At 72.4% G+C, this 14,857-nt stretch carries 9 protein-coding genes; 2 read left to right on the top strand and 7 right to left on the bottom strand.

What is annotated here, in order from left to right:
• Window positions 1–131: 131 nt before the first annotated feature.
• Window positions 132–1,571 carry an alpha-amylase gene (locus KY5_RS11200; protein WP_098242101.1) on the bottom strand — a complete coding sequence of 480 codons (1,440 nt, stop codon included), beginning with the start codon at window positions 1,569–1,571 and terminating at the stop codon, window positions 132–134.
• 165 nt (window positions 1,572–1,736) lie between these two features.
• Here KY5_RS11200 and pulA point away from each other — a divergent pair, with 165 nt between their 5' ends.
• Entirely contained in the window at window positions 1,737–4,457 is a 2,721-nt protein-coding gene (gene pulA, locus KY5_RS11195) for a pullulanase-type alpha-1,6-glucosidase (RefSeq protein WP_324961499.1), read from the top strand.
• An 89-nt stretch (window positions 4,458–4,546) separates the two neighbouring features.
• A complete protein-coding gene (locus tag KY5_RS11190; protein WP_098247174.1) occupies window positions 4,547–6,154 on the top strand; it encodes a fused response regulator/phosphatase in 1,608 nt (535 codons plus the stop codon).
• Here the strand turns inward: KY5_RS11190 and KY5_RS11185 are convergent.
• From KY5_RS11185 to KY5_RS11160, 6 genes are all read right to left on the bottom strand, one after another.
• Window positions 6,151–6,666, bottom strand: a complete 516-nt coding sequence (locus KY5_RS11185) for a GNAT family N-acetyltransferase (RefSeq protein ID WP_098242099.1) — start codon at window positions 6,664–6,666, stop codon at window positions 6,151–6,153. The genes KY5_RS11190 and KY5_RS11185 overlap by 4 nt on opposite strands.
• Before the next feature lie 10 nt (window positions 6,667–6,676).
• Window positions 6,677–7,423 carry a TetR/AcrR family transcriptional regulator gene (locus KY5_RS11180; protein ID WP_098242098.1) on the bottom strand — a complete coding sequence of 249 codons (747 nt, stop codon included), beginning with the start codon at window positions 7,421–7,423 and terminating at the stop codon, window positions 6,677–6,679.
• 91 nt (window positions 7,424–7,514) lie between these two features.
• Window positions 7,515–8,585 (bottom strand): PDR/VanB family oxidoreductase, encoded by a 1,071-nt coding sequence (locus KY5_RS11175; protein ID WP_098242097.1) that lies wholly within the window; start codon window positions 8,583–8,585, stop codon window positions 7,515–7,517.
• Window position 8,586: 1 nt separating this feature from the next.
• Entirely contained in the window at window positions 8,587–9,492 is a 906-nt protein-coding gene (locus KY5_RS11170) for a metal-dependent hydrolase (protein ID WP_098242096.1), read from the bottom strand.
• Between the two features lie 61 nt (window positions 9,493–9,553).
• Window positions 9,554–11,506 carry a hypothetical protein gene (locus tag KY5_RS11165; RefSeq protein ID WP_098242095.1) on the bottom strand — a complete coding sequence of 651 codons (1,953 nt, stop codon included), beginning with the start codon at window positions 11,504–11,506 and terminating at the stop codon, window positions 9,554–9,556.
• A gap of 215 nt (window positions 11,507–11,721) precedes the next feature.
• Window positions 11,722–14,853 carry an alpha-N-acetylglucosaminidase gene (locus KY5_RS11160; protein WP_098242094.1) on the bottom strand — a complete coding sequence of 1,044 codons (3,132 nt, stop codon included), beginning with the start codon at window positions 14,851–14,853 and terminating at the stop codon, window positions 11,722–11,724.
• Window positions 14,854–14,857 lie beyond the last annotated feature (4 nt).

The raw sequence follows: 14,857 nt of genomic DNA, 5'->3' as shown, positions 1-14,857 counted from the left end.
AACTCCTGAGGGATGGACCCGCTGTGCCGTCCGTCCCTTCGACGGCCGCCGGGCTGGAGGGAAGTTAACAGTCCTGCAAGGTCTTGCGAAAGACCTTGCAGGACACTTTCTGTGCGACTCCCGCGCGGCTTCTAGCGGTGGATCGCCACCGCGCCCATCGCGGGAACGGTGATCTCGGCCGATCCGCCGGAGACCGTCACGCTGCTCGCGCCGCCGTCGATGACGTTCTCGTACGTCCCGTCCGCGAGGTTCGTCGCGAAGGTGTACGTGGCGTCGGCGGACGTGTTGTTGAGCGCCATGAAGCCCTTGTCGCCCCTGCTGAAGCCGATGACGTCGGACGACTTGGCCTGGAAGTTCGTGTAGCTCGCGCCGTCGGTGGCGTTGTGGAAGGCCACCGCACCCTTGACCCCGGCGTCCCGGTCCAGGCAGGTCCAGCCGCCCGAGCAGTCCGTGTCGGTGACGAAGCCGTCCGCGTTCGGCGGCGCGCCGTCGGAGTCCGACCAGGTGAAGCTGGCGTAGACGGACGGGGTGCCGTAGCCGCGGCCCAGCTGGAAGATGTTGGCGAGCCGGGTGACGGCGCCGTCCTTCAGGCCCAGGGTGTAGCCGTTGCGGTCGGTGTCGTGATTGGTCACGAAGGTCGCCGACTTGTCGGCGGGCACGAAGCCCCAACTCTCGCCGAACGTCTCCAGGTTGGAGATGTCGCCCCTGAACTGGTCCTTCAGCTTGCTCGCGTACGTGAAGTCCAGGACGTCACCCGTGCCGTAGTAGTCGCCGGGGGTGGGGGTCGCGCCCGGGTAGACCTCCTGGAAGACGTACGGCTTCGCGCCCGAGGAGGTGGGCTCCAAGTAGCCCTCGATCGCGGCGAGATCGGCCGCGGGGATGTGCTTGGCGGCGTCGACGCGATAGCCGTCGACGCCGATGCCGGTGAGCTTGTTCAGATAGCCCGCGATGCCCTTGCGGACGTTCTCCTCCTCGGTCTCCAGGTCGGGCAGGCCCAGCAGTTCGCAGTTCTGGACCTCGCTCAGGTTCGACCAGTCGTCGATCGTGAGGTCCTCGTCCTCGCAGTCGTCGCCCTGGTGGTAGTCGCCCGGATCCCAGTCGGGGGTGTCGTACTTGTTGGAGATCTTCGTGCCGCCGTACCCGGTCCCCGGCTGCGCGGAGGTGTGATTGATCACCGCGTCGACGTAGACCTTGACGCCCGCGCCGTGGCAGGTGGCGACCATGTCCCTGAACTGCCGCTCCGTACCGAACCGGCTGTTCAGGCCGTACGAGTAGGGCTGGTACACGTCCCACCAGTTGAGCCCTGCGGCCTTCAGGGACTCGGCGGGCGGCGCGACCTGGACGGCGCCGTAGCCCGCCGGGTCGAGGACGTCGGTGCACTCGGCGGCGACCGACTTCCAGTTCCACTCCCAGAGGTTGGCGATCGTGTCGCCGTTGGGCACGCCGGTGTCGGCGGCCCGCGCCGTCGCGGGGGTGGCGGGCAGGGCGGAGAGGCCACCCAGGGTCAGGGCGCCCGCCGCGAGCAGTCTCGCGGCGCGCCGTCGTGGCCGCGGTCGTGGGGGTGTGGGCATGCTGCGGCTCCTTCACGTTCACGGTGGGGGGCAACGTCGTTCCGTCCGGACCGAGTTGCGTGTCGTGGTGAGCGTGGAGGGGCGGGCGGGGCCCAGTCAATGCGTCGACTGGAAATTCTTGCAAGGTCTTGCTGCAAGGGGAACTTGGCGGTACGTTCCCCGGTCATGGCCCAGCACAGGCACCGCACCGTGGCGGTCACCGGCATCGTTCTCGCGCTCGTCGCGGCCCTCTTCGCGGCGATACCGGCGGGCGCGGCGCCGCCGCGGGAACCACGGAAGGCGGCCGCCGGCCCGGTCGACCTGACGAAGTCGACCGCGCAGTGGATCGACCGCGCCACCGTGGCCCTCCCGGAGGGCGGCGGGGACACGGCCACCACTCGGCTCGTCGCCGACCCGGACGGCGAACTCGCCGTGCGGGACGGTGAACTCACCGGCAGCGGCGCGGAGTTCGCCCTCCGCGAGATCCCCGGCGGCCTGTCGCCCGCCCAGCGCGCGAAGTTCCCGCACCTGGCGGCCTACACCGCCTACGAGGTCGAGGGCCGTGACCGGGACCGCGTCGCCGACGCCCTCACCGGCCAGGTGATCCTCACCCAGCACGCGGCCGACGGCACCCTCGTCACCGCCACCGGCGTCCAGACCCAGGGCGTGCTCGACGACCTCTACGCCGCCCGCGCCACGCAGGCCGAACTCGGGCCCGTCTTCCGTCACGGCGAGGTCACCCTCTCCGTCTGGGCCCCCACCGCACAGTCCGTCTCCCTCGAACTCGGCGGCGAGCAGGCTCCGTTGGCCATGGAGCGGGACGGCGCAAGCGGCGTCTGGTCCCTGACCGGACCCAAGCGCTGGACCGGCAAGACCTACCGCTACGTCGTCAAGGTCTGGTCGCCGAGCGCCCGCGCGGTCGTCACCAACAAGGTCACCGACCCCTACTCGCTCGGCCTGACCGCCGACTCCACCCACAGCATCGCCGTCGACCTGGACGCCGAGTCCCTCGCCCCGCACGGCTGGTCGACCCTGCGCAAGCCCAAGGCCGTGCCCCTGAGCGACGCGCGGATCCAGGAACTGCACATCCGCGACTTCTCCGCGTCCGACCGCACGGCCGAGGCCCGCCACCGGGGCACCTACCTCGCCTTCACCGACACCCGCAGCAAGGGATCACGCCACCTCAGAAAGCTGGCACGGGCCGGAACGTCGTACGTCCACCTGCTGCCCGCCTTCGACATCGCGACCATCCCCGAACGCAAGGCCGACCAGCAGAGCCCCGACTGCGACCTCGCCTCCTACGCCGCCGACTCCGACAAGCAGCAGGAGTGCGTGGGCGCCGTCGCCGCCGACGACGCCTACAACTGGGGCTACGACCCGTACCACTACACCGTGCCCGAAGGGTCGTACGCCACCGACCCCGAGGGGACGCGGCGCACCGTCGAGTTCCGGAAGATGGTCAAGGCGCTCAACGGCCAGGGGCTGCGCGCCGTCATGGACGTCGTCTACAACCACACGGCGGCGAGCGGCCAGGACCCCACGTCCGTCCTCGACAGGATCGTGCCCGGCTACTACCACCGCCTCCTGGCCGACGGCACCGTCGCGAACTCCACCTGCTGCGCCAACACCGCGCCCGAGAACGCCATGATGGGCAAGCTCGTGGTCGACTCCCTGGTCACCTGGGCCAGGCAGTACAAGGTCGACGGATTCCGCTTCGACCTGATGGGCCACCACCCCAAGGCCAACATCCTCGCCGTGCGCAAGGCCCTGGACGCGCTCACCCCCGAGAAGGACGGCGTCGACGGCAAGCGGATCATCCTCTACGGCGAGGGCTGGAACTTCGGCGAGGTCGCCGACGACGCCCGCTTCGTCCAGGCCACCCAGAAGAACATGGCGGGCACCGGCATCGCGACCTTCTCCGACCGGGCCCGCGACGCGGTGCGCGGCGGCGGCCCCTTCGACGAGGACCCGGGCGTCCAGGGCTTCGCCAGCGGCCTGTACACCGACCCCAACTCCTCGAAGGCCAACGGCACCGAGGCCGAGCAGAAGGCCCGGCTCCTGCACTACCAGGACCTCATCAAGGTCGGCCTCACCGGCAACCTCGCCGCCTACACGTTCACCGACTCGTCGGGCCGCAGGGTCAAGGGCTCCGACGTCGACTACAACGGCGCGCCCGCCGGATACGCTGCCGCCCCCGGCGACGCACTCGCCTACGCCGACGCGCACGACAACGAGACGCTCTTCGACGCCCTCGCCTTCAAACTGCCCAGGTCGACGTCGGCCGCCGACCGTGCGCGCATGCAGGTCGTCGCGCTGGCGACCGCGACCCTCTCGCAGGGCCCCGCGCTCTCCCAGGCGGGCACCGACCTGCTGCGCTCCAAGTCCCTCGACCGCAACTCCTACGACAGCGGCGACTGGTTCAACGCCCTGCACTGGGACTGCCGCGACGGCAACGGCTTCGGGCGCGGACTGCCACCGGCCGCCGACAACAAGGCCAAATGGCCCTACGCCAAGCCCTTGTTGACGTCGGTGCGGGTCGGCTGCGCGGATATCCGCAGGACGTCCGCCGCGTACCGGGATCTGCTGAGGATCCGTACGACCGAGCCCGCCTTCCGCCAGCGCACCACCGCGGACGTGCAGCGGACCCTCTCCTTCCCGCTGTCGGGACGCGAGGAGACGCCGGGGGTCATCACCCTGCGCGCGGGCAGCCTCGTCGTCGTCATCAACGCCACCCCCGACACCCGTGAACAGCGTGTGCGAGCGGTCGCGGGACAGGCGTACGCGTTGCACCAGGTGCAGGCGAAGGGCGCAGATCCTATCGTCAAGTCCGCCAGGTACGAAGAAAGTTCCGGGATCTTCACTGTTCCCGGTCGGACCGTGGCTGTCTTCTCCCGGAACGTGCACTAGGGCGCTAACTTGGTCGGGCAGGCCCGCGGGGGGTCTGCCCCACACCCCCAAAGAGGCCCCGCGTGAGCGTCAACGGCAAGGCAGACACCATGATCCTGGTGGTCGACGACGTCGCCGCCAGCCGATATGCCCTCGGCGCTGTGCTGCGCAGGGACGGCCACCGCGTCGTGCTCGTCGCGAGCGCGGGCGAGGCCCTGGTCGAACTCGACGTGCGCCAGCGCGCGGGCGAGCTGCCCGACGTGGCCCTCGTCGACGTCGGGCTCCCCGACATGAACGGCTTCGAGCTGTGCCGCCGCATGAAACAGTCACCGCTGATGGCGGCGCTGCCCGTCGTGCACTTCTCGGCCGCCCAGATCGCCCCCGCCGACCGGTGCCGCGGCCTCGACGCGGGCGGCGAGGCCTATCTGACGGTGCCCGCCGAACCGGAGGAGATCCAGGCCGTCGTGCGCGCCGCGGCCCGCGGCGCCCGGCACCGCAGCGACGCCGAGGCGCACGCCGGGCACCTCACCCAGCTCGCCGAGACCATCCTCCACGTGCAGTCGGCCCGCTGTCCGACCGAACTCGCCGAGGCCGCCGCCGTCGGCACGGCACGCATCACCCGGTGCCCCGCCGCCGCCTTCGTCCTCGGCGAGGACGGCATCCTGTACCGCGGCCTTTCGCTGCGCAGGTCCACCGTGTCCCTGCCCGACGAAGGCGCGCACGACGCGGTGGCCCGCCTGGCCCGGCGCGTCATGGCGGGCAGGACGGGCGTGCGCACCACCGTCGTGCCCGCCCCGCTCTGGCCGCCCGGCTTCTTCCACGCCGAAGGGCCCGGCGGCACAGGACCGCAGGACGGCGCCCGGCTCGCGCTCGCCCGCGCCCGCGAGGGCTGCGAGCCCGTCTGCCTCGCCGTCCCCGCGTACGCCCAAGGAATCTCCCCCGACACCGGGCGTCTCGTGGGGCGCCTCGCCCACGCCACCGCGCTCGCCGCGGAGCGACTGCTCATGTACGAAGTGGAACGCCACATCGCCCTGACCCTCCAGCGCAGCTTCCTGCCGACGCACGTCCCGCAGGTGCCGGGCACGGAGGTCGTCGTCCGCTACGAACCGGCCTCCCGCGACACGGAGATCGGCGGCGACTTCTACGCCGCGCTGCACACCTCGCAGGGCCTGCTCACCGCCATCGGCGACGTCGTGGGGCACTCCCTGGACGCCGCCACCGTGATGGTCGAGATCCGGCACGCGCTGCGCGCCTACTGCGTCGAGGACCCCGACCCGGCCTCGCTCGCCCACCGGCTCGACACCATGTTGCAGCGCTACCACCCCGAGCGGACGGCCACCCTGTGCCTCGCGCTCGTCGAGCCGGAGACGGGACGCACCCGCGTCGCCAACGCCGGACACATCCCGCCGCTCGTCGTCGGCGAGGACGGCACCGCCCACTACCTCGAAGCCAGGGGCCCGCTGCTCGGCCTCGGCCTCGGCCGCCCCGACCCCACGGAGACGGTGCTGCGCCCCACCGACCGGCTCCTCATGGTCACCGACGGCCTCATCGAGACCCGGGGCACGGACCTCGCCGTCTCCATGGAGCACCTGCGCGCCGCCGCGGCCGACGTGCCCCCGGGCGTCACCGCCCTGTGCGACACCCTGCTCGCCTGCTTCGGGCACGACAGGGAGGACGACATCGCTCTTCTCGCCGTACGCCTGACGGGCACCGCCTAGCGGAGCCGCTTCTCCAGGAGCGTCACGCCGTAGGTGCTCCCGTCGGGCGCCACCTTGCCCGCGAGCTCGCCGACCGCCGTGTACCCGGCCTGCTCGTAGTAGGTGCGCAGCCGGGGCACCGTCGTCACGCAGTCCAGGCGGCACAGGTCGCGGCCCGCAGCGGCGATGCGCCGCTCGGCAGCCGCGAGCATCGCGCGGCCCGTGCCGGGGCGCGCTCCGCGCCGCGTCATCAGCCGGTGCACATAGCCCGCGTCGGGCGGCCGCACCCCCCAGGCCGCCTCGTCGTCCCACCACACCTCGTACGCCCCCGCGACCTCGCCGCGGTCCTCGGCGAGCCACACCTCGTGGGCGCCCGACCCGATCAGCCGCCGGAAGTGCCGTGCGTCCTTGCCGCCCGGCTTCCACTGCTCGATGCCGCGTTCCAGCATCCAGTGGGCCGCCTCGTCGTAGAGGCCGACCAGGATCGATGTGTCGTCGACCGCCGCGTCGCGGAAGGTCAGTTGCGCCGTCATGGCCCGACTCCTACCGCACCTCGGCCGACGCCTGAGGCACCAGCGTGACGAGCCGGCCGATCAGCTCCCCGAAGGGCCCGTCGGCCGGCTCCGCGGCGAGGATGCCGCGCAGGACCCGGGCCATCTCCTCGTCGTAGGCGGCGCTCACCGCGGCGAGCGCCGCGAAGTCGTGCACCAGTTGCAGCTCGAGCTCGGCGCGCGGGATGCGCCGTCCGTCCAGCCAGATCAGCGCCGTCGACTCGGCGAGCGACACCCAGGAGCGCACGACGAGTTCGAGGCGGGCGGGCGGGTCCGTGATCCCCAGGTGCTTGAGGATCTCGTCGTACGCCGCCTGCCGCACCGAGTCGATCAGCGCGTTCGTCGTCGACGCCGTGTCGATCGCACAGGCCCCGCCCGTGGAGACCGAGGAGACCGCGGGGCCGCCCCGCATCAACGCGGAGAAGCCGGGCCCGTGCTCGTCGACGAAGGCGAGGAAACGTCCCATGACGCGCAGCAGGCGCGCGCCGAGCGGCCCTTCGTGCGGTTCCACGAACCGCTCGGCCAGGTCCTCGGCGGCCCGGCGCAACGCCGCCTCGTACAGGCTGAGTTTGCCGGGGAAGTAGTGGTAGACCAGCGGGCGCGAGATGCCCGCGGCCGCTGCTATCTCGTCGATGGAGACGTCGTCGGGGGAGCGGTGGCTGAACAGTTCGAGCGCGACCCCGATCAACTGCTGCCGCCGCTCCTCGACACCCATCCTGCGGCGCACCCCGGTAGTCATGCGAACACCTTACCGAGCGGAACCGGCCTCCCGACGGGCCGGTCCCGTACGGCAGTTCACAGGTACGGCATGTCTCACATGTCCAGGGGGCTCACATGTCCAGGACGATCCGTTCGCCGCGCGCACGCGAGACGCAGATCAGCATCGAACCGTCCCGCTCCGCGTCCGTGAGCAGCTCGTCGCGGTGGTCGACCTCCCCTTCCAGGACTCCCTGTCGGCACGTCCCGCAGAAGCCCTGCGCGCACGAGTACGCTGTGTTCGGCAGCTCGGCGCGGACGGCGGCGAGCACCGTGGAGTCGGCGGGGACCGCCACCGTGCGTCCGCTGCGCCGCAGTTCGACCTCGAAGGCGGTGTCGCCGCCGGTGGCGGCGCGCGGCGTGAACCGTTCCAGGTGCAGCGTGCAGTCCGCGGGCAGCGCCTCGGCGACGGCGTCCATGAGCGGCTCGGGCCCGCACACGTACACCGCGGTGCCCGGCGCGCGGTCGGCCAGGAAGACGGCCGGATCCGGCAGCCCGTCCTCGTCCTGCGCGACGACGGTGACCCGCTCGCCCGAGGGGCCGCCGAGCTTCTCGACCTCTTCGAGGAAGGGCATCGAGGCCCGCGAACGCCCCCCGTACAGCAGCCGCCAGTCCGCCCCCGCCGCGTCGACGGCCCGCAGCATCGGCAGGATCGGCGTGATCCCGATGCCGCCCGCCACGAAGACGTACGACGGCGCTTCGGTGAGCGGGAAGCGGTTGCGCGGCCCGCGCACCTCCACCTCGACGCCCTCGCGCAGCTCCTCGTGCACCTCGCGCGAGCCACCCCTGCCGCCCTGCCCGGCGGGGATCAGGCGGGTCGCCACGGTGTACGAGGAGGAGTCCTCGGGGTCGCCGCAGAGCGAGTACTGCCGCACGAGCCCGGACGGCAGGACGAGGTCCAGATGGGCGCCGGGCCGCCACGCGGGCAGGCGCTCGCCCGTGAGCCGCAGTTGGACGACGCCGTCGGCGACGCTCTCGTGCCGGGCCACGCGCAGCCGCAGCGCACGCGAGCGCGGCTGCCCGGAGACCGGCTCGTCCAGGGCGGGCAGCGGCCACAGCGGGGAGGCGTCGATGCGGCGGCGCATGGCCCGCCGGGTGAGCAGGGCGACGCCCGCGACGAGGGCGACGGTGCGGATGCGGGGCATGTCAGGCGGCGCCCTTCTCGGCGGCGGTGGCGGCGGGGGACGAGGCGAGATAGGCGACGGCCTGTGCCGTGCTGCCCTCCTGGGAGGGGTGGTAACTCCGGCTCAGATAGCGGGGGATGGACCGGATCATGGCTCCGGTGGTGGGCAGGGTCCCCGCGCGCCCGCTGCGGTAGAAGTCCGTGAAGCTCGCGCGGCCGTCGACGAGCGTCGGGTCGTTCTCCATGAAGAACCGCGCGCCGCGCTGCCACAGGAAGACCAGCGCGCTGAAGGCGGTGGCCCAGGTCCTCGCCCGGCGCCGGTAGCTCCCGTCGACGTGCATGAACAGCTCGAAGGCGACGGACCTGTGCTCGACCTCCTCCGCGCCGTGCCAGCGCAGCAGGTCCAGCATGGTCGGGTCGGCGCCCCTGCGGTCCAGCTCGTCGGCGTTGAGCACCCAGTCGCCGAGGAAGGCGGTGTAGTGCTCGATGGCCGCGATCATCGCGACCCGCTCCATCAGCCACCATCGGCGCGCCTTGCCGGGCGGCAGCGTCCGGTCGCCGAGCAGCTTCTCGAAGAGCCAGTCGACCTGTGCGGTGTACGGCGTCGGGTCGAGCCCCTGCTCCTTGAGGTGCGGCAGGACCTCGTCGTGGGCCTGCGAGTGCATGGCCTCCTGGCCGATGAACCCGATCACGTCCTCGCGGAGCCGCTCGTCGCGGATGAGCGGGAGCACCTGCTTGTAGACGTGCACGAACCAGCGCTCGCCCGCGGGCAGGAGCAGGTGCAGCACGTTGATGGTGTGCGTGGTGAACGGGTCGTTCGGGAGCCAGTGGAGCGGTGTCTTCTCCCAGGAGAAGGAGACGTTGCGTGCCTTGAGCGGTATGTGCTCGGACGCGAGGGGCTTGGGCGCCCGGCCCTGCGTATTAGACATGGCGTCAATGTACTGATGGGTAGTCGCGGGGGTACAGGGGTCTGCGGCGGGAACTTTGCGCCTACCGCAAGGTCGAGACCTTCCGGCCGTCGGCCAGCTCGCCGCTGAGCCGGGCCCTGGTGCCCCGCTCCGTCCGCACGGCGAGCACGTGGCCGCTCACGCGCTCGCCGCCGGAGGCGGTGACCGACGTGACGTCCCTGCTGCCCGCGCCGAGCAGGTACCAGTTCCCGGCGCGCGACTTCCACAGGACGCCCGCGAGGACCAGCGGATCCCTGCTGCCGCACGCGGGCGAGTCCTCGGCCTTCGCCGCGACCGCCCCGGTGGGGCCCGACGTCTGGAACTGCGCGAGGATCCGGCTGCCGCCGCCCTGCCAGGTGTCGGCGCGCGTGCAGACCCACGCGGCCGCGCCGTTGGCCTCGGGCAGCGTCTGACGGGCGTACGCCCAGGAGTTCACGGACCGTACGCCGTGCGAGCGCACCGAGGCGAGGGAGCACGCGGACTTGGCCCACTGCGCGGGCGTCGCCTCGCGCGGGGCCCCCGGCCGTCCCGACGTGAGGTGGGCCGGGACGAGTTCGCCGAGGTCGCTCGACATCCGGACCGTGCCGGAGTTGTCGCGAAGGCGCAGCGCGTTCCACGAGGTGCACTCGCGGGCGGTCGCCGGACTGGCGAAGGGGTCGGTGACGCCGTCCGCCGAGCGGTGCAGGGGCAGCGCCTTCGCGGCGGGCTTCAGCAGATCGCTCACCGCGGCGGAGCCGATCCAGGGGGCGGTGAGGTAGCGGACGTTGCCGTCGGCGCGGCTGACCACCACGGCGTTCGCCTCCGCGCCGGTCGCGCCGTCCACCCGCGCGAAGTCCAGGGCGGCGCCGCTCGTGCCCTCCTTCGGCTCGGCGTACCGGGCGATGCGCAGGCCGTCGTAGAGCAGCACGACCCGCGTCTCGTCCACGTCACCGGCGAAGAGCAACTGCGCGGGCCCCGGCGGTGCGCCCGCCGGGGTGCCCGGCGTGGCGGAGACCTGAACGGACTCGCCGGGCCGCGCCCACACGGCGAGCGCGCGCCGCAACAGCGCCTGATCGCCGACGAGATCGCCGCGCGCGGGCCACACGGAGAAGTCCGTCCGCGCCGAACGCTTCCACGAGCCCGCGGCGGCGGTCGTCAACTTGCCGGGATCCAGGGCGGCTTGACCCGCCGGATTGCGGGCGTAGGGAGGGGCGGCGGCGCCGTCGGGGCTCCAGCCGTCACCGGGCAGCCCGAGCAGCGCCCCGCACACGAGCGCGGCCGCGGCAGCCACGCCCGCGGCCTTCATGTGCTGCCTGCGCCGCATCAGGTCCGTCGGCCGCGCGTGCAGCGAACAGGGGTCGAACTCCGGCGACTCCAGGAGCTCGTACCCGGCCTCGACGTCATCCGCCTCCGCGAGCGCGTCACCGGGGTCCGCGCAGCCCGCGGCGGCGAGCAGGTCGAACACGTCGGAGTCGTCGAGCCGTTCGAGACCGCGCAGCACGTACGCCGCGCGTGCGGCACCGGACAGCGCGGAGAGCCGCTGGTCCAGGTCGAGCTCGTCGGAGCCGCCGGACCGGGGGAAGAGTCGCAGGCCCCGCACCTGCGGCAGCAGCGGCGGCAGTTGGGACCGCTTGGGCCACGCCTTCCACGTCAGCGGCAGTCCCGCCTCCAGCGCGGTGCGCACCACCCGCAGTCGTACGTAGGCGTAGCCCGGGTCACCGTTGCGCCGCTCGCGCTCGCGCGCACCGCGCTGCGCCGGGACGACGACCTCGTCCGCCGACTTCCTGCCGCGCGGCAGCGCGCGCTGCGCCAGGGCGTGGGCGGTCAACACGCGGCGGTTGCGCCCGAGGCTCGGCGGCAGCACGAGGTAGGCGATCCTGACGAGCCGCGGGTAGTGCTCGACGAGGGCGGCCTCGGCCTGTTCCACGTCTACGGGCGCGGTGGCGCTCGCGCTGGCGTTGGCGTTGTTCCGGGGCTGGGGGTGGGGCTTGGGGTGGGTCTGCGCTTTCGACGACACGTTCAGCTAAACGAGGGAATGGTGAGATGGTCACCTTGCCTGGCCCCTGGGCCTCGCTTTCGGGTGACTGGCCCGCCGCTTCGCGCCGGATGCCCACCCACCCGTTGATCCGCACCGGATCGCGCTTCATACCGCCACGTCCCCTCACGTCGAGAAGCGGCCGCGCACCGGTGGGGGTGGGGGTGTGAAGGACCACCCCCACGGGGCTGCGCCGGTTACCCGAGACGCCACCGGCTGAACTCCGCCAGTCCCTTTGCCCCGTCGCCCCCGTTCGTCGCGCTCATGAACAGGCCCACGTCCATCCCGGCCCCTGCGGCCCCCGGCACCGTCACCGACGCCACCGTCCGCCACGTCTGACCGTCGTCCGTCGAGCAGGAGCCCGTGAACACGCCCCCCGGCCCCCGCGTCAACCGCAGCAGCACCGGTGCCTTGATGCCCGTGATCCGCTTGTAGGTGTCCAGGGTGCCGTCGCCGTTCGTGTCGTAGGAGAGGACGACGCCGTTGGCAGGGGTGACCGCGAGGTCGACGAAGCCGTGGGAGCCGGGGGTGGGGAGGGAGTTGCGGGTGATGATGCCTGCTCGGGCCCAGGGGCCTGTCGTCTCCTGGGAGTCGACACGGACGGTTGCGGAGACGCCGTCCGACAGGGCGGCCTCCCGGTACAGGGAGCCGAACTCCGTCGTTCCCTTCCACAGGTCGGTGCCGCCGCCGTGGATCGCGAATCGGCCGTCCAGTTCGCCGAACACGGCGCCGTTGTTGGAGTAGGTGCGCCAGCCGTCGGTGAGGGGTCCGGCTTCGAACAGCGCTCCCTCGGCCACTGCTCGTACCCTCGCTTCTCCCTGAGGCCCGTATCGCACGGAGAGTTCGTACGGGAGGGGGCGCAGCGGGCGGTCGAGCGGGGTTCCCGGTGTGCGGACCCGCCAGGCCGCACGCCCTGTGCCGCCGGGTGCCACCCGGTCCAGGGCGACGGGGCCTGAGGGGTCCGCGTCGACGCCGGTCAGGGTGAAGTCGACGCGACCCGTGGCGCGCAGGCCGTTGACGTTGTGGAAGAGCGCGGTGACGCGTCCGTGGCCGCCGGGCGGCAGGGCGGGCGGGTCGGCGGTGACCTCCAGCGTGCCCTGGTAGGGGGCGCGGGCGAGTACGTTCCTGATGCGTGAAGCCGTGCGGTACGCGTCGGCTGTCGGCCGCAGTGTGTAGTCCTTGCGTGCGCGCGTCCACGGCTCCTCGACCGCGAACCAGTCGACCGCCTTCGGCTCGCGGCCCGTGGCCAGAGCGTCGGAGAGCTCGTCGAGCCACCGCTGCCACCGGGGGACGTAGAAGTCGCCCATGAGTCCGTGCCACTCGCGGTTGCCGTAGTCGTGGAGCTTGCCGGCGTCGGAGGTGTCGCGGCCGCCCCAGACGGTGATGAGGACCTTCGCCGTTCGTTCGAACTCGGCGCGTTCCGCGTCCGTCGTGCCCATCCGTCTGGCCGCCTCGATCCAGGGGCCGAGCAGGAAGGCGGGGACCGTTCCCGTCAGTTCCTCGCCGAGGCGCATCAGGCGTAGCCACAGGGTGGACAGGGCGGTGAAGGCGGTGCGGTCGCCACGGGTGTAGGCGCGTCGCAGTTGCGGCAGGAGCTGGCGGCTGCGGTGGGCCAGGGCCTGGCGGGCCACGTCCACCAGGTCGTAGCGGTAGGCGGCGCTGCCCCGCAGCGCCCCGCGCACCCCGAGCAGCCCGGCGAACGCGGCGTCGAAGCGCCCGGGGTCGTAGGTGAGGGCGCGCGGCGCGTACTCGGCGGCGCGGTTGGCCGCGAGGTCGGGGCGAGCGGCGAAGAGGGAGTCGTGGGCGTCACTGCGTTCCACGGCGGTGTGCTGGTAGGCGGTGTCGTGCAGGGCCCGCCAGGCGGCGCGCGCCTCGTGGTCGCGGCCGCCGTAGCGGAAGTCGGCGTACGAGGAGAACCAGTCGGCCCGGTCCACCGCGGACTTCGTCCAGGCCAGTTCGGAGAAGAGCTCGAAGGCGGCGGGGTCTCTGTCGGTGGCCTCGGGCATGAACGCGGTGCCCACCAGGGCGCTGTCCGCCTTGTCGCGCCAGGCGAAGAACCGCTCGTTCCAGAGGTGGGTGCGGGCGCCGATCGTGGTGCGTCCGCCGAAGTTGGGGATGGTGCCGAAGGCGTACGGCGTGCCGCCCCAGTCCTTCTCGCGGTCGGTGACCTTCGCGTACCGGTCGCTGACGCCGTCCACGATCAGCATCCGCTTCTTGTCGACGGCGTCGAGGAGCGCGGGCAGCGGGTTGGCCTCCCAGCCGAGGATGACCCAGGTGGCGCCGGGCCGCGCGGTGCGCAGGGCCTTCTCCACGCCGCGCGCCGCCGCGGGCACGGGTACGTCACCGGCGGTGCCGCCCTCGTGGAGCAGGTCCATCTTGAAGTACGAGGCGGGGCCGAAGAGTTGTTCCTGGTGCCGGTAGAAGGAGGCGGCGACCTCGGCGAAGGCGGTGGTGCGCGGGTCGAGCCAGTCGGGCCGCTTGAAGCCGTGCCAGACGCCCTGCGGCACGACGTGGGCGTCGCCGCCGTTGCGCTGGACGAATCCGTCGGGCACGTTCCCGTAGTAGCCGGGGAGGACGGGATTGATGCCGAGTTCGCGCAGCCGCCGCACGATGCGCTGGCCCAACGCGACCCGGTCGGCGATGAGTTGGTCCGAGAGCGGCCCGCCGTACCCGAAGAGGTTCTGCAGCAGCCACCACGGCTGGTGCGAGGGCGCGGGCAGCCAGGCCCTGGCCTCGGCGTCGGTGTAGCCGAAGTCCTTGAGTACGCGGTGGTAGACGGCCTCGGTGCCCGCGATCACCAGGACCTCGTTGCAGCCGTGCAGGGCGAGTACGTCGATCATCCGCTCCCAGTACGTCCAGTCGGCGTACGGCGCGGTGTACCCGTCGTTGGTGTCGTTGAGGGCGAAGCGGTGGGGGAGCGAGGTGGTCCGCTCCAGCGGCCCGGCGGGGGCGGGCAGCCGGTGTGGCAGGTCCAACTGGCTGCCGTTCCAGGTGATGTGGGCGCCGCACACGTACTTCAGGTACCAGTGGACGCCGGTGAGCAGCACCGCGGGCGTGGTGCCCGACACCTCGATCCGTCCGGTGGTCCCGGTGACCCGGAAGCGGTCCTCGCGGCCCCGCGCGGGGACGAGTCTGAGACGGATCTGTTCCGCGTGATGCGGCAGGAGTCTGTTGAGTGCCGCGCGCGCGGAATCCGTATCGAAGGAAGGGCCCCCTGCGGGTCCACCGGGCCCGGTGGCGTGGGCCGTCGGCGCCACCGCGCCCACGGCGGCGCCGAGGCCGAGCGCTCCTGCGGTGCCGAGGACGGTACGGCGGGATGGATCGGACATGTGT

It is taken from the genome of Streptomyces formicae, from assembly GCF_002556545.1.
Lineage (GTDB): Bacteria > Actinomycetota > Actinomycetes > Streptomycetales > Streptomycetaceae > Streptomyces > Streptomyces formicae_A.
The sequence above is the reverse complement of the archived record's forward strand: the minus strand, read 5'-3'. Positions and strand labels throughout refer to the sequence as shown.

Coding starts and splice junctions, on each gene's coding strand:
- KY5_RS11160 (WP_098242094.1), bottom strand. CDS start 14,853: ATGTCCGATCCATCCCGCCGTACCGTCCTCGGCACCGCAGGAGCGCTC.
- KY5_RS11200 (WP_098242101.1), bottom strand. CDS start 1,571: ATGCCCACACCCCCACGACCGCGGCCACGACGGCGCGCCGCGAGACTG.
- KY5_RS11185 (WP_098242099.1), bottom strand. CDS start 6,666: ATGACGGCGCAACTGACCTTCCGCGACGCGGCGGTCGACGACACATCG.
- pulA (WP_324961499.1), top strand. CDS start 1,737: ATGGCCCAGCACAGGCACCGCACCGTGGCGGTCACCGGCATCGTTCTC.
- KY5_RS11175 (WP_098242097.1), bottom strand. CDS start 8,585: ATGCCCCGCATCCGCACCGTCGCCCTCGTCGCGGGCGTCGCCCTGCTC.
- KY5_RS11190 (WP_098247174.1), top strand. CDS start 4,547: ATGATCCTGGTGGTCGACGACGTCGCCGCCAGCCGATATGCCCTCGGC.
- KY5_RS11180 (WP_098242098.1), bottom strand. CDS start 7,423: ATGACTACCGGGGTGCGCCGCAGGATGGGTGTCGAGGAGCGGCGGCAG.
- KY5_RS11170 (WP_098242096.1), bottom strand. CDS start 9,492: ATGTCTAATACGCAGGGCCGGGCGCCCAAGCCCCTCGCGTCCGAGCAC.